Annotated in this window: 20 protein-coding genes and 3 pseudogenes; 11 read left to right on the forward strand and 12 right to left on the reverse strand. The window is 69.9% G+C overall.

From position 1 onward, the window contains the following. Positions 1-527: 527 nt before the first annotated feature. The 6 genes and pseudogenes from ACY34J_RS23410 to ACY34J_RS23435 all read right to left on the reverse strand — a co-directional run bounded on the left by ACY34J_RS23410 (position 528) and on the right by ACY34J_RS23435 (position 5,152). Entirely contained in the window at positions 528-749 is a 222-nt protein-coding gene (locus tag ACY34J_RS23410) for a hypothetical protein (protein ID WP_462728581.1), read from the reverse strand. Positions 750-919: 170 nt separating this feature from the next. Then, on the reverse strand, positions 920-1,642 hold the full coding sequence (locus ACY34J_RS23415; protein ID WP_462728582.1) for a hypothetical protein: 723 nt from the start codon (positions 1,640-1,642) through the stop codon (positions 920-922). Between the two features lie 256 nt (positions 1,643-1,898). Then, positions 1,899-2,216: a helix-turn-helix domain-containing protein gene (locus tag ACY34J_RS23420; RefSeq protein ID WP_462728583.1), complete on the reverse strand. Its 318-nt coding sequence runs from the start codon at positions 2,214-2,216 to the stop codon at positions 1,899-1,901. A 55-nt stretch (positions 2,217-2,271) separates the two neighbouring features. Further along, positions 2,272-2,737, reverse strand: a pseudogene (locus tag ACY34J_RS23425) (IS256 family transposase); the annotation flags it as partial. A gap of 143 nt (positions 2,738-2,880) precedes the next feature. Then, positions 2,881-4,245, reverse strand: a complete 1,365-nt coding sequence (locus ACY34J_RS23430; protein ID WP_462728584.1) for an APC family permease — start codon at positions 4,243-4,245, stop codon at positions 2,881-2,883. Positions 4,246-4,282: 37 nt separating this feature from the next. Continuing rightward, positions 4,283-5,152 carry a carbon-nitrogen hydrolase family protein gene (locus tag ACY34J_RS23435; RefSeq protein ID WP_462728585.1) on the reverse strand — a complete coding sequence of 290 codons (870 nt, stop codon included), beginning with the start codon at positions 5,150-5,152 and terminating at the stop codon, positions 4,283-4,285. 80 nt (positions 5,153-5,232) lie between these two features. Between ACY34J_RS23435 and ACY34J_RS23440 the strand changes: the two genes are divergently transcribed. The 7 genes and pseudogenes from ACY34J_RS23440 (at position 5,233) to ACY34J_RS23470 (ending at position 9,556) form a co-directional block, all read left to right on the forward strand. Continuing rightward, complete coding sequence (locus ACY34J_RS23440) at positions 5,233-6,012, forward strand: FadR/GntR family transcriptional regulator (protein WP_462728586.1); 780 nt, start codon at positions 5,233-5,235, stop codon at positions 6,010-6,012. Between the two features lie 51 nt (positions 6,013-6,063). Further along, complete coding sequence (locus ACY34J_RS23445) at positions 6,064-6,456, forward strand: hypothetical protein (RefSeq protein ID WP_462728587.1); 393 nt, start codon at positions 6,064-6,066, stop codon at positions 6,454-6,456. After that, a pseudogene (locus tag ACY34J_RS23450) lies at positions 6,423-6,624 on the forward strand (transposase); the annotation flags it as partial. The gene ACY34J_RS23445 and the pseudogene ACY34J_RS23450, both read left to right, overlap by 34 nt. Positions 6,625-6,687: 63 nt before the next feature. Continuing rightward, on the forward strand, positions 6,688-6,861 hold the full coding sequence (locus ACY34J_RS23455; protein WP_462728588.1) for a hypothetical protein: 174 nt from the start codon (positions 6,688-6,690) through the stop codon (positions 6,859-6,861). 143 nt (positions 6,862-7,004) lie between these two features. After that, positions 7,005-7,469 (forward strand): SRPBCC family protein, encoded by a 465-nt coding sequence (locus tag ACY34J_RS23460; protein WP_462728589.1) that lies wholly within the window; start codon positions 7,005-7,007, stop codon positions 7,467-7,469. Between the two features lie 151 nt (positions 7,470-7,620). Beyond that, positions 7,621-8,490, forward strand: coding sequence for an SDR family oxidoreductase (locus ACY34J_RS23465; RefSeq protein ID WP_462728590.1), 870 nt, complete (start codon positions 7,621-7,623; stop codon positions 8,488-8,490). Positions 8,491-8,494: 4 nt separating this feature from the next. Continuing rightward, positions 8,495-9,556 (forward strand): type III polyketide synthase, encoded by a 1,062-nt coding sequence (locus tag ACY34J_RS23470; protein WP_462728591.1) that lies wholly within the window; start codon positions 8,495-8,497, stop codon positions 9,554-9,556. Positions 9,557-9,711: 155 nt separating this feature from the next. Here the strand turns inward: ACY34J_RS23470 and ACY34J_RS23475 are convergent, their stop codons facing one another. From ACY34J_RS23475 to ACY34J_RS23495, 5 genes are all read right to left on the reverse strand, one after another. Next, positions 9,712-10,854 carry an ABC transporter ATP-binding protein gene (locus ACY34J_RS23475; protein ID WP_462728592.1) on the reverse strand — a complete coding sequence of 381 codons (1,143 nt, stop codon included), beginning with the start codon at positions 10,852-10,854 and terminating at the stop codon, positions 9,712-9,714. Continuing rightward, complete coding sequence (locus tag ACY34J_RS23480) at positions 10,851-11,387, reverse strand: ABC transporter permease (protein WP_462728593.1); 537 nt, start codon at positions 11,385-11,387, stop codon at positions 10,851-10,853. The genes ACY34J_RS23475 and ACY34J_RS23480 overlap by 4 nt, the downstream gene beginning before the upstream one ends. 21 nt (positions 11,388-11,408) lie before the next feature. Beyond that, positions 11,409-11,681: a hypothetical protein gene (locus tag ACY34J_RS23485; RefSeq protein ID WP_462728594.1), complete on the reverse strand. Its 273-nt coding sequence runs from the start codon at positions 11,679-11,681 to the stop codon at positions 11,409-11,411. Continuing rightward, positions 11,669-12,268 (reverse strand): ABC transporter permease, encoded by a 600-nt coding sequence (locus ACY34J_RS23490; RefSeq protein WP_462728595.1) that lies wholly within the window; start codon positions 12,266-12,268, stop codon positions 11,669-11,671. Before ACY34J_RS23490 ends, ACY34J_RS23485 begins: the two co-directional genes overlap by 13 nt. A 91-nt stretch (positions 12,269-12,359) precedes the next feature. Further along, positions 12,360-12,860, reverse strand: a complete 501-nt coding sequence (locus ACY34J_RS23495) for an Lrp/AsnC family transcriptional regulator (RefSeq protein WP_462728617.1) — start codon at positions 12,858-12,860, stop codon at positions 12,360-12,362. Between the two features lie 155 nt (positions 12,861-13,015). Between ACY34J_RS23495 and ACY34J_RS23500 the strand changes: the two genes are divergently transcribed. The 4 genes and pseudogenes from ACY34J_RS23500 to ACY34J_RS23515 all read left to right on the forward strand — a co-directional run bounded on the left by ACY34J_RS23500 (position 13,016) and on the right by ACY34J_RS23515 (position 19,032). Continuing rightward, positions 13,016-15,361 carry a transketolase-like TK C-terminal-containing protein gene (locus tag ACY34J_RS23500; RefSeq protein WP_462728618.1) on the forward strand — a complete coding sequence of 782 codons (2,346 nt, stop codon included), beginning with the start codon at positions 13,016-13,018 and terminating at the stop codon, positions 15,359-15,361. A 479-nt stretch (positions 15,362-15,840) separates the two neighbouring features. After that, positions 15,841-16,068: pseudogene (locus ACY34J_RS23505) on the forward strand (transposase); the annotation flags it as partial. 225 nt (positions 16,069-16,293) lie between these two features. Beyond that, complete coding sequence (locus tag ACY34J_RS23510; RefSeq protein WP_462761973.1) at positions 16,294-16,743, forward strand: hypothetical protein; 450 nt, start codon at positions 16,294-16,296, stop codon at positions 16,741-16,743. Between the two features lie 153 nt (positions 16,744-16,896). Beyond that, positions 16,897-19,032 (forward strand): ATP-binding protein, encoded by a 2,136-nt coding sequence (locus tag ACY34J_RS23515; protein ID WP_462728597.1) that lies wholly within the window; start codon positions 16,897-16,899, stop codon positions 19,030-19,032. A 192-nt stretch (positions 19,033-19,224) separates the two neighbouring features. On the opposite strand, the gene ACY34J_RS23520 is transcribed toward ACY34J_RS23515, so the two are convergent. After that, the gene (locus ACY34J_RS23520; protein WP_462728598.1) at positions 19,225-19,698 is read right to left on the reverse strand and encodes a hypothetical protein; all 474 of its coding nucleotides are present in this window, start codon (positions 19,696-19,698) and stop codon (positions 19,225-19,227) included. Between the last annotated feature and the right edge of the window lie 18 nt (positions 19,699-19,716).

Raw genomic sequence — 19,716 nt, forward strand, 5'->3', positions numbered from 1 at the left:
CTCCTGCCAGCCTGCTGCCGTCTCTCTACGGACCACTGCTCGGGTCTCCCTCGAGTGGAACTGCAACGGGGGCCGCGGGGGAGCCGGGCACCGCCCGGCCGACTGCTGCTCCCCGAGCGGCCGGCGCCCGCTCCCGAACACGCCGGAAGGGTCGCTTGTGGAGGTCCTGCAGTGGCTGCCGTTCGCCTCTCCGATCGGGCGAACGCGTTGTCGGGAGCCCAGCCCTGGCCCTACTGGTGCCCCGGCGACAACCCTGTCGGTGGACGCCAGTGGACAGACGCCCTTGGACGGTGCATCACGGGGTGGCACAGGTCAATCTGTCGCACGTGCTTCGATCAGGCAAAACGTCATCACGTAGCACGAAGAGACACCATGCAACACGAACGCTCGTGGTCACCAGGCCGCCCGGCAGGTCGAACTCCAAACCGGCCGCACCCCGGTGCCCCTGGCAGCGATGCGGGAAGCCGCCGAAGGCGCCCTCGGCGAGGACACTCCGAGTGCGTAGGCGAGACCAGCCGTGATCGGGGTCATCGCGGGAGTTTCGAGGTGCGCTCCGGGTGGGCCGCGTTGATGTACCGCATCGCGGTGTGGGCGGAGATGCCGAACAGACGGATCAGGTGCAGCGGGTCCTCGACCTCGAACGCCTCGTCGCGGATCCGGTCCTGCCGGAGCGTCGGCATGGTGAGCCCGGTGGGCTGGAAGACCGTGCTGAACGTGTTCGTGCCGATGGCCGGGTGCGCGGTGTCCACCGCGGTCCACCGGTTGATCAGCAGATGCGGGTTGGTGGTGGCCGGCCAGCGGCGGTGGCGTTCGCGGATCCACGCGGAAGCGCAGCGGTAGGTGAGTTCGTCCAGGTAGATGATGTGCCGCTTTCCTTGGCGCCGTACGACGAGACGCTCGCGGGACAGATCCAGGTCGGTCAGCAGCAGGCACCGGATGTCGGTGGTGACAGGCCAGCACGGTGACAGCGCTCACACCGGCCCGTGGTCGTCTTGAGCGTCGCCCTCTCCAGGTGGGCGAACGCGGCGCAGGGCGTGCAGACGACGAGGGACTCTGCCGAGAACCAGCAACCGCAGTGTTCGCAGGACCTCGGAGTCGCCCTGCGTCGCGGACACGGCGGGCGGCGCGGCGACCGCGCGAGCAGCGGCTGTATCCGACCCGGAGGCTCCGGCGGCTCCTGCCACATCCTCAGCATCCCCGCGCGCAGGAGGATGGCATGGACGGACCGGACATAGTTGGGGATGTCGTTGAGCACCATCTCGTCGACAAGGTCGTCGCCGTCGGCGTCGCGCACTGCGAGCGCCAAGCGCAGCATCTCGTGCAGCTTGCGCTGCATGGGCTTGCTGAAGCCGTTCTCGGCCGCGAACGCAGCCGTGTGCTCGACGACGTCGGCGTATCCGGCAAGCGGCCTTTGCAGGATGCGCCGGCAGATGTCGATGGACAGCATCCGGCGGACGGGAAACAGCGGCATCTGCCCCCGGACCATCGGCGGGAGGACCGCCGTATCGTCCCGCATCGGAGCTGCCGCTGCCGCGCGGATGTGCTCCACCCAGTGAAGCCGTTCCCGGCCGCCGACCGTGCGCCTGCCGTACTTCTTCAGCGGCTGGGCGTGGGTAGGCGCGAGGCCGTAGTAGAGCAGCATCAACTGGCGACTGCGCGGAGCACTCCCGCCGGTATCGGTGGCCCACTCGACATCGGAATCGAGCCTGACCGCATGCAGACACCCCCGGCACAGCACATCAGAATTGAGGTGACCTGCGTGGCGACACCGTAGGCACTTCCCCTGCTCAGGGTGCTTCTTCCGCCACTCCGCGCACCCCGAGCACACTGTCGAGCCGAGCATGCCCCAGCCCCTGCACTCTGGGCACTGTGCAGGGGTTGATCGTGTTCCCATCCGTTCAGTTGGGCGGCAGGGAGCGCGGCCCGCTCTGCCGACGCGGCTGCGGAGCAACCGGGCTGCCTCCGCCCTCCACGGCGCCCACGGCCTTGGGCAGCTCCTCGCTCTGTCCGGCAGCCGACTCCAATGGCTCGGCCTGCAGCAGATCGCCGACGGTGCAGTTCAGCACCGCGCAGATCTTGTCCAGGTCGTCGAGGCGCACCGTGACTGGAGTGCCGCTCCACATCGCGGCGACCTTGCTCAGCGACGGCGTGAACCCGACCGTCTTGAACGCCTCCAGCAGCTCCGTGGGACGCCACAGGTCCCGCTGGGCGGCCACAGAATCGGGGGCTCGCCGTGGTCCTGACCTGCTGACGAGCAGCTTTGCCCCTCCTGGGAGCCCCGTGGGAACCTGCGCATCCTCCACTAACGAGGCAGACGTCCTCCACCCCGCGGTTGCGCAGTTCGGTGAGCACCGTCATCCAGGTCGTGGCGCCTTCGCCTCCGTCGCCGACCCACAGGCCGAGGACGTCCGTGCGGCCGTCCATGTCGACGCCGACGGCGAGGTAGACCGGCTTGGAAAACCACTGATCCAGAGCGGATCTTGATCCATAGGGCGTCGATGTAGATGATCGGCCAGATCGCGTCCAACGGCCGGTTCTGCCAGGTGGCGAGCTCGTCGGCGACGGCATCGGTGACCTTGCTGATCAGGTCCGGTGAGACCTCCACGCCATAGATGCCGGCCAGGTGCGAGCGGATGTCGTGCACGCTCATGCCGCGGGCGTAGAGCGACAGGATCCGCTCGTTGAAGCCCGTCAGCCGCCGGGCGTGCTTGGGCACCAGCTGCGGCTCGAAGGACCCCTCGCCCGCCATGGGGGGCGGATTGGTGCAGCAAGATGCCCGCGCACTGTTGTACGCGGGCATCCGGAGGTGCGTCGTGGGTCAGCGAACGCAGGAGATCTCGTATCGCGAGGGGGGATCCGCTGACCAGCGGCGCGGCGGGCTCAGACGGGTTCGGTGATGGCGCGGTGCTCCTCGTCGAAGGTCAGTGCCGGTGGCGGGGTGCGGAAGCCCCGGGTCAGGTAGGCCAGGTAGCCGATTCCGAGGGCGAGCCAGATGGTCCCGAGGATGAGAGCTTCGCTGTCGAGGTTGGTCAGGAGCCAGACGTCCACTGCGGCGCCGATCGCGGGGGCGATCACATGGCCCGGCAGTCCGGGGCGGCGGCCCGCGCGGCGCTCGCGCAGGTAGGTGGCGATGACGGCGAGGTTGACGAAGGTGAAGGCGATGAAGGCGCCGAAGTTGATGAAGGAGGTGGACGTCGCGACGTTGAGCCGCAGCGCGATCAGTCCGACGGCGCCTGTGAGGAGGATGTTGAGAGCGGGGGTGCGGTAGCGGGGGTGGACGTGGCCGAAGATCCGGCGCGGGAGGACGGAGTCTCGGCCCATGGCGTACAGCAGGCGGGAGGTGCTCGCCTGGGCGGCGATGCCGGACGCGAACTGGGCGACGACGAGGCCGGCCAGGAAGACGGAGGAGAAGAGGTCGCCGCCGATGGTCTTGGCGATTTCGAATGCGGCCGAGCTGGGGTCGTCGAAGCTGCCGCCGGGGTGGGCCAGCTGGGTGGCCCAGGCGACGGCCACGAAGATGCCGCCGCCGATCAGGGCGATCAGCAGGATCGCCCGGGGCATGGTGCGCTTCGGCTCGATGGTCTCTTCGGTGAGGGTGGTGACCGCGTCGAAGCCGAGGAAGGAGTAGGCCGCGATCGCCGCTCCGGCGGAGATGCCCGCCAGGGTGGTGGCGTGATTGGCGAACGGTGCGGTGCTCGCCAGCGCGCCGGCGCCGCCGAGGCCGAGCACGTGCCGCAGGGACAGCATGACGAAGATGCCGATCACCAGGACCTGGAAGGCCATGAGCAGGTCGTTGGCCCGCTCGGCGGTCTTGATGCCCCGCACGTTCAGGGCTGTGGTCAGGGCGATGAAGCCGATGATCCACACCCAGAACGGGATGCTGGGGAACTGTGCCTGGAGGTATGCCCCGCCGATCAGCCAGATGACCATGGGCAGGAAGAAGTAGTCGAGCAGGGTGGCCCAGCCGATCAGGAAGCCGACCCGGGAGTCGATGGCCCGGCGGACGTAGGTGTACGCGGACCCGGCCACGGGGTGGGCGGCGGCCATCTTCCCGTAGCTGTGCGCGGTGAACAGCATGGCGAGCAGGGCCAGTAGGTATGCGGTGGGGACGGCACCGCCGGTGCTCTCGGCCACGATGCCGAAGGTGCCGAGCACGATCAGCGGGGTCATGTAGGCGAGGCCGAACAGGACGACCGATCTGAGGGTGAGCGCACGGGTCAGGCCCTGAGCGGGGGAGTTCTCCATAGCGTGCTCCGAGGGGGACGGACGAGCGGGTGGGGAGTCAGCCGGTGGCGGGGCGCCAGCGGGCGGGGTCGATACGGCCGCCGTACAGCGGCAGGTCGAGCGGGGTGTCGGCGTGGGTGAACTGGTTCCACATGCGGTTGAGTCCCGCGGTGCCGTACGTGCGGACGCGGGTGACGTCGTCCAGGTCGAGTACATCGGTGAGAACGGTGGCGACGGAGTCGGGCGCCTCGGTACGCACCCGCCCCTCGGGGTCGACGACCAGGCTGCGGCCAGTGCCGACAGGGCCGGCGGCGTTGACGCTGAGGACGAAGACCTGGTTGACGATGGCGTTGGCCCGGGCGAGAACCAGCTCCTGGGCGCGGTCCGCCGTGGTCGTCATGACCGGGTTGACGATCACCTCGGCACCCATCCAGGCCAGGTGGCGCGCCACCTCGGGGAACCAGGCGTCGTAGCAGATGGAGATGCCGATACGGCCCACACCGGGCAGGTCCGCGACGACGAAGCGGTCGCCGGGGTCGTACGGCTCGTGCGGCCGCCAGGGAAAGATCTTCCGGTACGAGGCGACGAGCCGGCCGTCGGGGGAGTAGACCGGCGCCGTGTTGAACAACTCGCCGCCCGCCCCGCGCTCGCACACGGTACCCGGCACTAGCCAGACGCCCAGGTCGCCGGCGAGCTCGGCGAGCCGCCGGGACCGCGGGCCGTCCAGCGGTTCGGCGGCTTCCTGGAGCTGCTTGGTCGACGCCGGCGGGCCGTCGACGCCACACAGGTGTAGTTCCGGGTAGACCGCGAGGCGGGTGTGCGGAAAGCGGGCCAGCAGCTGCTCAACATCCTCGGCGAATCCGGACAAGGGCTCAGTCGCAGGGCGGGGAGGTGCCTGGACGAGGGCGATGGGGAGAGGGCGGGACATGGCGAGGAAATTAACTCAAAGTGAGCTGTTAAGCAATAGGCTCATTTTGATCTGTTATCTGGGCTCGCTACATTGACGGCATGCCTCACCCCCAGGACGGCCCCGACACGCAGCCGGCCGACGCGCCGGCCCTGGCGTTCAACGCCCCCGCACTCAACGGCATCCGCCGGCTCACCGCGCTGGACACCGTGCGCGCCCGCATCGCACTCGCCGTCGACCTGGGACTGCTCGCCCCGGGCGAAAAGCTTCCACCGACCGATCAGATCGCCGCGGCGCTCGATGTCGGGGAGATCACCGTCCGCCGCGCGCTGGCCTCGCTGTGCCGGGACGGCGTGCTGGAGCGCCGCCGGGGCCGCAACGGGGGCTCCCTCGTCGCCGCGCGGCCGGCCCGGGGAGTGGTCGGCGCGATGGACGCCTACCGCGCCCAGAACACCGAGGTCCACGTGTTGATCGACCAGCGGCTCGTCATGGAGTGCGGACTCGCCCACCTGGCGGCCCGCAACGCCGACGAGGCCGCCCTGACGCAACTCCAACAACTGGCCGACGAGATGGACCAGACCCGGACCTGGGCGGAGTTTCACAGCTGCGACGAGCGGTTCCACCTCGCCGTCGCCGCCGCCACCGGCGTCACCGCAGCAGCCGAGCCATACCGCGCCGTGCTCCACCAGCTGTACCGCTACTACCTGCCCTACCCGATGGACGCCCTACGACAGTCCAACCGCGAACACCATGCCCTGGTCGACGCCCTGCGTGAGGGCGACAGCTCAGTGGCGGCCGACATCGCACGGCGGCATGTGGAAGTGCTCCACCAAACCACGTTCGCGGGTCTGCTGGAGGCGGCTGACGCAAAGAACCGCTGACCGGCATCAACCCTGCAGGCCCAGCTTGCTGGGCTGAAGACCATCGCGGAGGTGGCCCCCAGCATCGACCAACGCACCTTCGCCATCGGCCTGGGAACGGAGACCCAGGTGAGCACGGCCGCGCTCACCGCGCTTGCCAACGGCACGGGCGGCTACCTACTGCTCTCCGGCCACCTCACCCCGAGCACCGACGACTACTTCCGGCTCAGCAAGTTCTTCCTGCAGGTCCTTGCGGGTGTGGCCAACACGGACATTGTCGTCGACCCGACCGGCACCGTAGTCCCGGGGACCAAGGTACGCATCCCCTTCGACCTAGCCGAGACGGACATCGACGTCACGGTCGTCCTGATGGACGACCTGCCCGTCCTCGACCTCACCCTGGAGACGCCCACCGACAAACCGTCGACCCCGGCCTGGCTACCGCCGTCGCTGCGGGCGACCTGACTTCCCACACGGACGCCGGCCACCTGGCCTCGGCGGCCGGGCTGGTCCCCGTTCCCCGCGATTCCGGACGCCGCACCGGAAATCTGCACCGACCCAAGCGCTACAGCCGCCTGCCTGCGCCGGGTGTTCTACCTGTCAGCGCAGACCAGCATCATCCGCGAAGGCCCAACCGGGAATTGGCGACGCTGAGGCTGCCCTGGGCGCCGCCGACCACTCGCCCGGGATACGGCCGTGAAGGCCCGCACCCAGGCCATGGTCACCCTCAAGGCCGTGATCGTCACCGTCCCCGACGAGCTGCGTGAACAGCTCCAGGGCCCACCGAAGATGACGCTCATCGACCGGTGCGCGGGACTGCGGCCCGGGGCTCTCACCAGTACTCTCGCGTCGGCCAAACGCTCGCGGTGATGCCCGCCACCGACCGGGGGCCGTCCTTTTCGATCACGGCGCGTGTATTTCCGGCCCGTGAGACGGATTCGCTGATCCACTGTGAAGGAGCCCGCGGGATACGGCGGGCATCACCGCCATGAGCGATGCGGAAGGGAGCTGCCGTGCCGCGCCGGTTCGTGGAGGCGTCCATCGCCACTTCGGCTGCGCCCGAAGCCGTACACGCCCTGATCGCGCAGGGTGCCACCTGGCCCGTGTGGTCCACTGCGGTGGATTCCTTCGCGCTGGAGCGGGCCGGGCACGGTACGGCCGAAGGCCCCGGAGCGGTCAGGGTCTTCCGGGTGGCCCGGATCAGAACCCGGGCGGAGGTGATCGAGAGCATCCCCGGTGTCCGCTTCCGTTACCGGCTGCTGTCCGGACTTCCCGTTGGGGACTACCACGGCACCGCCACGTTCGAGCCCGGCCGCATCCGCTGGCAGGTCTCCTTCGTGCCCCGGGTTCCCGGCACCGGCTGGTGTCTGTGCCTGGTGATGCGGCGATTCCTCCAGCGGTTCCTGCGCGACCTTGCCCGCCAGGCCGAACGGCCGGCCGACACTGCCGTAGACCGCGCGCACGGCCCGACCGGCTGACCGTTCCGGGCCGCGTCGCTGACGCCGTTTGCTGCTGCCTCACCCGTTCGGACAGTGATCGGTTGCCCCGCCTTTCAGCGCTGGACAAGCTGGCCGAGTGAGACCAGGAGTTAGTTCGAGCAGGCATGCGGCGACACGCCCCCGAGGGGCCGTGCTAGTCACGGGCGCATCCGGCGGAATCGGCCGCGCGACGGTGCTGCGGCTCGCCGGCCGCGGTCTGCGGGTCGTGGGGACGGTGCGGGACGATCACAAGGCGGGGCTGCTGCGGGCTGAGGCGCAGCGACGCGGCGTCCGGCTGCACACCCTGCTGCTGGATGTGACCGACGAGGCCGCCTGCAAGCGAGCCCTGTCCGAGGCAGCCGAGATCGGCGGTGGCCGTCTGGCGGCCGTGGTGAACAACGCCGGCATGGCCCTGGGCGGCGCGGTCGAGGATGTGCCCGACGGCGACGCACGCGATGTGCTGGAGCTGAACCTGCTCGCCCCCGCGCGGCTGGCACGCCTCGCCCTTCCCCTGATGCGCGCCGAGCGCGCCGGCCGCATCGTCAATGTCTCCTCGCTGGCCGGGCGGGTGTCCATGCCCTTCATGGGCTGGTACTGCGCGAGCAAGCAGGGCCTGGAGGCGGTGACCGACGCCCTGCGCATGGAAGCGGCGCGCGACGGCGTCCACGTCATCACCGTGCGGCCCGGAAGCTACTCCACCGACCTGTGGCAGGGCGTGTTCGCCCGCATGGACCCAGGCGGGCCCTCGCCCTACGCCGACTGCTACCGCCGTGCGGAGGCGGTGAGGCCCTGGGTGTCCCGCCTGCCCGGGCCCGAGCCGGTCGCCCGCGTGGTGGAGCGGGCCCTGACGGCACCGCGCCCGCGGGCCCACTACGCGGTGGGGCCCGACGCGCGGCTGGGCATCGCCATGGACGCCGCCTCCCCCCGGGCGGTGGCCGACGTGGCCAAGCGGGCGCTGTTCGGCCTGAGCCGGACAGGCGGCACCGGGCCGGCGGCCCGACCGCCCGGGCCCTTCGGCTGACACGATGTCCACGATCCTGGCAGCGCACAAGCTGCTGCCGCCCCACCGCTACGCGCAGGACGAACTGGCTGCCGTCTTCGCCGCACGGCTCCAGGTACGAGGGCCTATGCGGGAGTTGCTCGACCGGCTCTTCGCGGGCACCACCGTCCGGTGGCGTCACCTGGCACTGCCCCTTGAGGAGTACTGGGGACTGCAAGGCTTCCACGAGGCGAACCGCCGCCACGTCCAAGCGGCGACCGACTACGCGGCCCAGGCGGTGCACAGCGCGCTGGAGGCGGCCGGGGTGGCTGCGCACCAGGTGGATCTGCTCATCACCCAGTCGGTGACCGGAATCTCCGTTCCACCCTTCGACGTGGGCGTCATCGAGCGGCTGGGGCTGCGGCGTGATGTCAAACGCCTGCCGCTCTTCGGCTTCGGCTGTGGCGGGGGCGGTGCGGCGCTGGCCCGTATGCACGACTACCTGCGCGGCTGGCCTTCCCATACGGCGGTGCTGGTCTCGGCCGAGCTGTGCTCGTTCACCATGCAGCCCCGACTGGCCACGGCCGAGAACATCCTGGGTGCGGCCCTGTGCGGAGACGCGGTCGCGGCGGTGGTCGCCTGCGGCACCCAGGCGGCCACCGACCGGCAGGCCGGCGGCCCGCAGGTCCAGGCGACCCGCTGCCATCTGTACCAGGGCAGCACGCACATGGCAGGGTGGCGCATCACGGCGCGGGGGTTCGAGGTCGTCCTGCACCCGGACCTGCCGGCTCAGTTCGCCAAGCACATCGGACCGGATGTGCATGCCTTCCTGGCCGACCACCAGGTCGCGGTGGAGGACGTTGTGGCCTGGACGTGCCATCCGGGAGGCCCGAAAGTCCTCGACGGCGTCGTCAAGGCGGTGGGGCTCGCCGATGACGCGCTGGACCTCAGCCGCGCCCATCTGGCCGCCTGCGGGAACTGCTCCTCCGCCTCGGTGCTGTGCGTCCTCGCCGACACCCTCACGGCGCGGCCTGCCGGGGGCGGCCCCGGGGTGCTGATGTCTTTCGGCCCCGGCCTGTTCAGCGAACTGCTGCTGCTGCGCTGGTGACCCCGCGCAGGTACGCGGCCGCGGCCCGCCGCCTAGTGCTCGTCGCGTCGCCATGTGCCGTGTGCGAGGGAGCCGCCCCCCGGCTGTTGCTGTTGGCGGTCTTCATGGGCGTAGCTGGGGCTCCTACGACCGGCACCAATGTGGGCTTACTGGCGTCAACTCCGTTCGGTAGGGGGGAGGTTTTGGACTGTGGTTCCATCGGCTTTCGCCGTGTGGTCAGCCGGTGCCGCCAGAACCGGGGTGGGAGCGACCGTCACTCGTACTGGCGTGCCCGGTGGGAGGTGTGCGGCCTGGGGGCTGGAGACCTGGGCAAGCACAGTGCTGTTGTCGGTGAGCTGCACGTGGACCCTGGACAGCGATCCGAGGAAGCTCGTGGCCAGGACCCTGCCGTTCCCGCCGTCTTCAGGCGCGATCTGCACCGACTCGGGCCGTACGAACACCGTTACCGGCCCTGCCCCGGCGGAGCCCTCGAGCAGTGGGACGCGGGTTCCGAGCACGGTTGCAAAACCGTCCTTCGCTACTCCTGGAAACCGGTTGGTGAGCCCGACGAACTCGGCGACGAACGGTGTGCGCGGCTGGTCGTACAGCTCTGCGGGTGGCCCGATCTGCTCGAGACTGCCGCCGCGGATGACGCCGACTCTGTCGGCCACCCCGAGCGCTTCTTCCTGGTCGTGGGTCACGAACAGGGTCGTCGTGCCGACCTCCGTCTGGATACGCCGGATCTCGTCGCGCAGCTGACTGCGAACCTTGGCGTCGAGCGCCGACAGCGGCTCGTCGAGGAGCAGTACCTTCGGCTCGATGGCCAGGGCACGGGCCAGAGCGACGCGCTGCTGCTGTCCGTCGGAGAGCTGATGCGGGTAGTGACCGGCGTGGCTGCCGAGACCGACGAGCTCGAGCAGGTCGTCTGCGCGGCGTCGGCGCTCCTGCGAACCGACGCGGCGGAGCTGGAGTCCGTAGCCGACGTTGTCCCGCGCAGTCATGTTGGGGAAGAGGCTGTAGGCCTGGAACACCATACCCATGTCCCGGCGGTTGGCACTGAGGTGGGTGATGTCCTGACCGTCGAGGAGGATCTGCCCGGAGTCGAGTGTTTTGAGTTCGGCGAGCGCCCTGAGCGCCGTTGTCTTGCCGCAGCCGGAGGGGCCGAGCAGGGCGACGAACTCGCCGGGCGCGATGTCGAGCGAGAGCCCGTTGAGTGCGCGCACGGATCCGTAGGACCGGCGCAGGTCGACGAGTCGTACCTGCACTCCGGACCGGTCGGACCGGCTGGCCTGCCGGATGGCACTGCTCTGGACAGTCACGACGTCGATCCCTTCACACAGGCGTCTTGGGCGGCGAGAGGGGTGCGCCGGTGAGCGGCACCCGCGAGTACGAGCAGCAGGACGAAGGCGAACACCAGCGCTGCGAACGAGACCGCGACCGACACAGCGGCGTCACGCTTGCCCAGGAGATTGATGACCACCTGCAGCGTGTCGAAGTTGAGCAGTGAGGAGATCGTGAATTCTCCCAGGACGAGTGCGACGCAGATGACGGACGCCGAGGTAAGAGCCCCGCGGATGTTGGGCACGACGATGCGCAGCAGCACCCGTGTCCACGAGGAGCCCAAACTCCGCGCGGCTTCGGCGAGCGTGACGATGTCGAGCGAACCCAGTCCCGCGTCGATCGCGCGATGGGCATAGGGCAGGACGAGGACGACGTAGACGAACGTCAGGGTCAGCGGCGAGTCTCCGAACAGGTAGTTGACCCAGGCGTAGATCGGTGCGAGGCCCACGACGAGCACGGTGGCGGGGATCGTGAGCGGCAGCAGGCAGACCGACTCCACCACGCGCCGCATTCGTGGCACCTTCAAGTGCACCTAGGTCATCGTCGGCACGAGCAGGACCAGCACAGCCGCCACGCTGAGCACGGCGAGTTCCAGGGACACCGTGATGGCCCCGAGCAGCTCGGAGTTGGTGCCCATCGCCTTCCACGCGTCGAACGTACGGCCCGAGCCCGGTCCCCGCGTGGAGAACTCGAGCATCGCCAGGAGTGGCAGCAGCAAGTAGAGGCCGACCGTGACGAGCACCGTCCATCGCACCAGCGACCGCTGCCCGGGCCTGCCGGGGGTCTGCTTGGTCATCGTAGCCATTTGGTGGTCCTTCGTTGCAGCAGCGCATACAGGGACATGACGACCGCGACGACGACCACCATGCCGAGTGCCAGCGCCTTGCCCAGGTTGGCCTGGCCCAGGGCGACCTCGCTGGTGAGGAACGTGCGGATCTGCAGCGGCACGATGGGATTGCCCTGGCTGACCAAGGCGGCAGCCGTCGAGAAGGAGGAAAAGGCGTTGGCGAAGAGCAACAGGGTCGCGCCCATGAAGGCGGGCGCGAGGATGGGGCCGCCGACATGTCGCCAGTACGCCCACGAGGCTCCCCCCAAGCTGTCCGACGCCTCTCGCCACTGAGGCTTGAGGCTGTCGACCGCCGGCAGGAACACGATGAGCATCAACGGGATCTGGAAGTAGGTGTAGACGACGGCCAGGCCCGCGAAGCCGTACAGCCAGGCGCCGCCGGAGAGGACGTCGATGCCCAGCTCCTTGTGCAGGAAGAGTGTGGGCACGCCGTTGAAACCCATGGTGGCCAGGAATGCGAAGGCGAGCATGACGCCGCCGAACTGCGCGAGCACGCCGGAGCCGGCCACCACCGCGCGGCGCAGCACACCCCCGTCACCTGACACAGAGTCACGATCATGTCCTACTCGAGGAGCCCGCCGCCGGCAGAGCCTGACCGGGGCTTGTTCCCCCCACGCGGGGTGCAAGGACGGCCGGTCACCGGCCCGGTGATCGACGGTGGTCCTCGGTGGCGCGCCGCAGGAGGGGGCTGAGGCGGTGCGGTACCAGTTCGCGCATGGCCAAGGCGGTGGTGGTGCGTTCGATGTCGGGAATGGCGAGGATCTGTCCGGCGATCCGGTACAGGTCCTCTGCGTCCGCGGCTACGACGCGCACCAGAAGGTCGGTGTCGCCGCTGAGTCCGAAGACCTCCACGACCTCGGCGATGCCGGCCAGTGCCCGGGAGACTTCGGACAGCCGGTGCTGGTTCACCCGGGTGGTGACGAACGCGGTGAGCGGATAGCCGAGTGCGCGGGAGGCGATACGGCGTTCGAAGGAGCTCAGCGCGCCGTCGCGTTCCATTCTGGTCAGCCGGGCCTGGACCGTGTTGCGGGACAGGTGCAGCCGCTCGGCCAGGGACACCACGGTGGCGCGCGGGTCCTCGTTGAGGGCGAGCAGGAGTCTGGCGTCGGTGGCATCGAGGGTCGGGCCGTTGGTCACGCTGGTCAATCGAGTGCCTCCCTCACAGCGTGCCGCTGAGCATAATGCTCAATCTGATCGGGACATATTGCGCTTGTTGAGCCTGTTCTGTCTACTTCACGAAGCACAAAGTCAATTTCCCCGGCCGGGGTCGGGGGCGGAGGTGGTCGGCGATGATGGTGAACGAGGCGTTGGCCGGAGCCTCAGGCCGTGGCCCTGCCGAAAGGGACGGCTTGGATGCCTTGGAGGCGGTGGAGCGCCGAGTGCTGTGGCTGTCGACGGCGGTGGTCGACCACGCCAACCGGGTCCGCCCGAACCCGTCGGGTCTGAAGGTGGGCGGGCACCAGGCGTCCAGTGCCTCGATGACCTCGATCATGACCGCGCTGTGGTTCCACACGCTGACCGCGGAGGACCGGGTCTCGGTCAAGCCGCACGCCTCGCCGGTGCTGCACGCGATCAACTACCTGCTGGGCGGGCTGGACGCCTCTTATCTGACCCGGCTGCGCGAGTTCGGCGGGCTGCAGTCCTACCCGAGCCGGTCCAAGGACCCGGACACGGTGGACTACTCGACTGGCTCGGTGGGCATCGGCGCCACCGCGCCGATCTGGGGCGCGGTCGCCCGGCGCTACGTGGAGGGGCACTTCGGCGGGGCGGGGACGGGCCGGCAGTACTCGCTGCTGGGCGACGCGGAGCTGGACGAGGGCGCGATCTGGGAGGCCATCCAGGACCCGATCGTGCCGGGCCTGGGCGAGGTGGTCTGGATCGTCGACCTCAACCGGCAGTCCCTGGACCGGGTGGTGCCCGGCATCGCTGCGGAGAAGCTGCAGGGCATGTTCGCCGCCGCGGGCTGGCAGGTGCTCACCCTGAAGTACGGGCGGCTGCTGGAGGAGCTGTTCGCCCGGCCGGGCGGCGAGGCGCTGCGCACCCGGATCGACGCGATGGGCAACCCGGAGTACCAGCGGCTGCTGCGCTGCACCGCCGGGCAGCTGCGCGAGCGGCTGCCCGGCACCGGGTCCACGGCGGCGCCGCTCGCCGAGCTGATAGCGTCCCTGGACGACGCGACGCTGCTGGCGGCCCTGCGCAACCTCGGCGGGCACGACCTTGGGGCGCTGCTGGCCGCGTACGAGGCGATCGACGACACCCGGCCGACGGTGATCTTCGCCTACACCGTCAAGGGCCACGGCCTGCACACCGAGGGCCACCCGCAGAACCACTCCTCGCTGCTGACCGAGGAACAGATGCGCGCCCTCGCGGCGCGGCTGGGCACGGACATCGACGATCCGTGGGCCGCCTTCGCGCCCGGCTCGTCGGAGGCCCGGCTGTGCGCCGCGGCGGCGGAGCGGCTGCGCCGGTCGGCGCGGAGCGCGCAGCGCCCGCCTGCCGTCCCGGCCGACCTGGGCCGCCAGGCGCCGAGCGGCACCGGCACCACCCAACAGGCCCTTGGGCGCGTCCTGCTGGACCTGACCCGTCGGGCGCCGGAGGCGGCGGCGCGGATCGTCACCGTCAGCCCGGACGTCAGCTCCACCACCAACCTCGGCGGCTGGCTCAACAAGGTCGGCGTGTGGTCGCCCAGCGAGCGCACCGACTGGTTCGCCGACGACGCCGAGACAATCTTGCACTGGCGGGAGAAGCCGACCGGCCAACACCTGGAACTAGGCATCGCCGAGACCAACCTGGTCGGCCTGCTCGGTGAGCTCGGCGCCACCTGGAGCCGCTGGGACCAACCACTCCTGCCTATAGGTGTGGTCTACGACCCGTTCGTCAACAGGGCACTGGAACCGTGGTCGTTCGGCATCTACGCAGGTGGGCAGTCGATCCTGGTCGGCACCCCCTCCGGCGTCACCCTCGCCCCCGAGGGCGGAGCGCACCAGTCGATCACCACACCCTCGCTCGGCATCGAGCAGCCCGGCTGCGTCACCTACGAGCCCGCGTTCGCGATGGACACCGAGTGGTGCCTGCTCGCCGCGCTCGCCGACCTCGGCAAGCCGGACGGCAGTTCGGCGTACCTGCGGCTGTCGACCCGGCCGGTGGACCAGTCGCCGGCCGCTGTCCCCGCCGACCCCGCCGCCCGGGAGCGGCGCCGCCGCCAGGTGGTCGCGGGCGCCTACGCGCTGCGGCGCGCGGAGCGGCCCGCGGTGACCATCGCCGCCATGGGGGCGATGGTCCCGGAGGCGCTGGCCGCCGCCGACCGGCTGGCCGCCCTCGGGCGCGGTGCGGACGTGGTCTGCGTGACCAGCCCGGACCTGCTCTTCCGCGCCTGCCAGGCGCGGCGCGGCCGGGACGAGGGGCCGACCTGGATCCTCGACCAGGTCTTCCCCGCCGACCGGGCCGCCCCGCTGGTCACTGTCCTGGACGGCCACCCGCACACCCTTGCCTTCCTCGGCACCGTGCGAAACGTGCCGGTGACGACGCTGGGCGTGACCCGTTTCGGCCAGTCCGGCTCGCTGGAGGACGTCCACCGCTACCACGGCCTGGACACCGACAGCATCATCGCCGCCGCCCTCGACCTGGTCGACCGATGACCGGTCACTGACGCGCAAGTGAAGGGGGCCACCGTTCAAAGCCCGTTTGGGGAGGGGACGCGTTTCGAGGCCGGCCTCGGGCTGTGACTGCGTCCATGTGAGAAGGAGAGAGCTGACATGAAGGCCCCTGGGGGTACGAGAACGTCCTGGGGAGGCGCTCCGGCCGTGCGGCGCAAGGCTCCCGCCCCGACGGTTCCCGCGTAATCGGATCTGCGGAGGCCGAATCGGCCAGAGCGCACCGGAGCTGGGGCTTCCGCTCATGACCGAGACTGCTGACGACGAGGTCGACGAAGACGGTGCTTGCAGGCACGGTCAACGGTCGGCCACCGCCCGCACGGGTACGGCGGCGCAACGCGGTGAGGACCTCGCCGAGCAGGCGCATCCGCGCTTCACCCCGGCGCACTCATCCTTGACCAACCAGGTCGAACGATGGTTCGCCGAGCTGGAGCGGCGCTGCAGCAACGCTCAGCCGCTCCCGGGCCGCCTTCGACATCGCCACCGGCGAGGTCATCAGTGCCCTGCACCGCCGGCACCGGGCCACGGAGTTCAAGAAGTTCCTGATCCGGATCGACAAGGAGGTGCCGGCGCATCTCCAGGTCCACCTCATCTGCGACAACTACGGCACCCACAAGACGCCCGCGATCAGGACGTGGCTGGCCAAGCACCCCCGCTTTCACATGCACTTCACCCCGACCGGTTCCTCCTGGAGCTGGCCCCGCTGCGCCTGCAGCAGACGCTAAACGCGGTCGTCACCCCCGTCTCGCCAGCTGCGGGGCCAGCCGTGCTGCTCAGTCTGGCGTGACGACGGCTCCGGCGAGGGTCTGGTCGACGAAGGCCCGAACCAGATGAGCGGTCTCGGCCGCCGTGACGTCCTTCGTCCACCTGCCGGTCGTGTGCCAGCTGCTGCAGTCCAGCGCGAACCGGTACAGGTCGTGCGTGTGCTCCAGCTCCCGGGCGTACGGCTGCTGGCGGCAGCGTCCATGGCGACGGCCGCCGACGCGGGCGGCGACGGCTACCCGGACCTGGCGGTCGGCGTCAAGGGCGAGATGCTCGGCGACGGCCCGTTCTACGCCGGAGGCGTCACCGTCCTGCGGGGCGGCGCGTCCGGCGTCACGGGCACGAACGCCCGCTGGTACGACTACGCGACCTCCGGCATCGAAGGCGAGCCCACGGAGGACGGCCGACTCGGCGACTCGGTCCAGCTGCGGGACTTCACGCGTGACGGCCACGCGGAGCTGATCGCCACCGCCCCCGAGGCGAACCGCCTGTACCTGCTCCCCGGCACCTCTTCGGGACCCACGGGGTCGGGTTCTGTGATGCTCACGCCGGAGGCGCTGGGCGTGCCGTCCATGACCAACCTCTGGGGCGCACTGGCGGACTGAGAGGAACCGACGTGGGATCATGTGCAGCGGTTGGCGGGGGTGGGGACCGGTGAAGCGACCGCAGGGCGACACCTTGCTGCCGGAGCACATCCGCTACCGGTTGACCCCTGTCCAGCGCGCCCTGCACCGCAGGTTTCCGCGACACTGGTGGGCGTGGCGGAGGAATCGCAGCTTCACAACGAGGTCAGCGGGACGGTAGCCGGTTCGGTCGTCCAGGCGCACACCGTCAGGGGCGGTATTCACTTTCACGCTACACAGCCTGCTGTGGTGACGCCGCGCCAGTTGCCGGCAGCACCCGCATTCTTCACCGGCCGGGAGCGAGAACTGGCCGCGCTCACTGAGGCACTGGAAGCCGGTGCGCTGCTGGGAGCGACGATGGTGATCTCGGCGATCAGCGGCGTCGGCGGCGTCGGCAAGACTTGGTTGGCCCTGCACTGGGCGCACCAGCACGCTGACCTCTTCCCCGACGGGCAGTTGTTCGTCGACCTCTGCGGGTTTTCGCCGTCGCTGCAACCGCTGTCGCCAGCGACGGTGGTGCGGGGTTTCCTCGACGCTCTTGGCGTGGAGCCGACCGCGATTCCGGTGGAGCTGGATGCGCAGGCGGCTCTGTACCGCAGCCTGGTGGCGGGGCGGCGCATGCTGATAGTGCTCGACAACGCCCGCGACAGTACCCAGATCGTGCCCCTGCTGCCCGGGGCGTCGAACTGTACGGTGCTCGTCACGAGCCGCCGTCAGCTGGCGAGTCTCGTGGCCCGGCACGGGGCGCGTCTGGTGGGCTTGAATGCCCTCATGGATACGGAGGCATGGGAACTATTCGTCCGCCACGTCGGCGCAGCGCGGGCGGCCGCCGAGCCCGAGGCAGTGGCGAAGCTGCTGGGCTGGTGCGCCGGGCTGCCGCTGGCGATCAGCATCGTGGCCGCCCGCGCGGCCCGGCACGACCGCTTCCCGCTGGCAGTGCTCGCCGAGGAGCTGCGGGAGGCCTCGGCGCGGCTCGATGCGATGGACGGCCATGAGCTCACGGTTAATTTGCGCGCGGTGTTCTCTTGGTCCTACCACGCACTCAACCCCGAGCAGGCGAAGATGTTTGGCCTGCTGGGCCTGTCACCGGGGCCGGACATCGGCCTGTCCGCCGCCGCGAACCTCGCTGGCCTCGGGAATGCGCGGACACGAGCGTTGCTGGGCGAGCTCGAGGACGCGTCCCTGATCCAGCAGCCTGTGCCCGGCCGCTACCAGGCCCACGACCTGGTCCGCCTATACGCCGCCGAATGCGCCGACGCCGATCTCGATCCGCAGACCCGGGAATTGGCCCGGCGGCGTCTGGTCGACTACTACGTCCACACCGCCCACGTCGGTGACCGCGTGCTGCACCCGCACCGCGATCTGGTGGGGCCAGAGCCACCGGGTCCAGGCTGCCGCCCGGACTCCCTCACGGCCGAGCCGGCGACGCTGGCCTGGTTCGACGCCGAGCATTCATCCCTGATACTGGCGCAGCAGCTGGCGCTCGGGCAGGGGTGGTATCAGGCGGCATGGCAGCTGGCGTGGACTCTCGACACGTTCCACTGGCGGCGCGGTCACCTGCGCGATGACGTTACGGTCTGGCAGGTCGCGCTGTCCGCTGCCAGCCGACAGCACGAGCCGATCCCGCGAATCAAGGCCCACCGGCGGCTGGGTCTCGCCCAGGCCAGGATCGGGGAGCACAGGCCGGCCCTGGACCACCTGGGGAAAGCGCTGAGCCTCGCCGAGGAGATCGGAGACGCCAACGAGCTTGCCCACATCCACTGGTGCTTCGCCTGGACGTGGGACAACCAGCGCGAGGACCGCCAGGCCCTGGAGCACGCTGAGCACGCGCTGCGGCTATTCCACGAGCTCGCCCAGCCCGAATGGGAGGCCGAGACCCTCAACGAAATGGGCCGCTACTGTGCGCGGCTCGGCCGTCTCGACCAGGCCCGTGAACACTGCAAAAACGCCCTCGCGCTGTGCCGCGAGCACGAATACCACGAAGGTGAGGCCAGCGTGCTGGACACCCTCGGCTATGTCGCCCAGCAGGCGGAGCAGTACGTCCCGGCGATCGACTACTACAGCCGGGCCCTCGAGCTGTACCGTGATCTCGGCTACAGCTATGAGGAACCGAACGTCCTGGACCGACTCGGCCAAGCCCATGCCGCCGCCGACGGCCGGGCCGGCGCTCACCATGCCTGGCAGCAAGCCCTGGACCTGTATGTGAACCAGCACCGCGTAGCCGACGCCGAGCGGATCCGCCAGCAATTGAGTGCCCTCGGCGAGTTCTGAGGCGGGCGCCCGTGCTGGCTGAACGGATCGCCACCCACGTCAGCTTCGACGATCCGAGCTCCGTAGCTACGCATCTGGCTGGTTGCGCGCGTGCGGTGGACCACATGACCGTTGCTTGCCCGCGACCGATGACGACCCCACCACTGATCGTGTTGAAGACCTCGCCGGGGCCGTCGTGTGGGTTCATGGCGGTCAGCCCGGCTCCGGCGGCACGCCATGGTCAGGGCCCTGACCGGCCGTCGGTGGCTGAGCGGGCGTCGCGGACGGGGAGGTGAAGGACAAGCCGGAGAAATCCCGGCCCTGCAGCACCGGCCCGTACTGCGTGCCGCCGCTGATCTCGTTGTGGACCGTCCCATCGCCGGCGCGTAGGAGCTTCGCGTGCTCGTGCCAGGCCTCAAGACCGTGGCGGAAGTCGGCATCGAGCACGGCCCGCACCGCCAGCGCCGTGCTCAATACCTGCGCACGTGCGGGATCGGCTGGACTCTCCTCCAGGCGGACCAGCTCGGCCACAGCCGAACTCACCTGCGGCGCATCGCCCGCCGTGTCGTCACCGCGCCGGAACGGGCGCCGCACCAGAGCCGTGAGCTCTCCCCACAGCTGCCGTCCGGCTTCGCCACCGACGCCGCCTGCCACTGCCCCCAGCAGCCCCACAGAAATCGGATCCACCGCCACCCCATACTTTCG

This window comes from Streptomyces sp. HSS9-12, assembly GCF_054963655.1.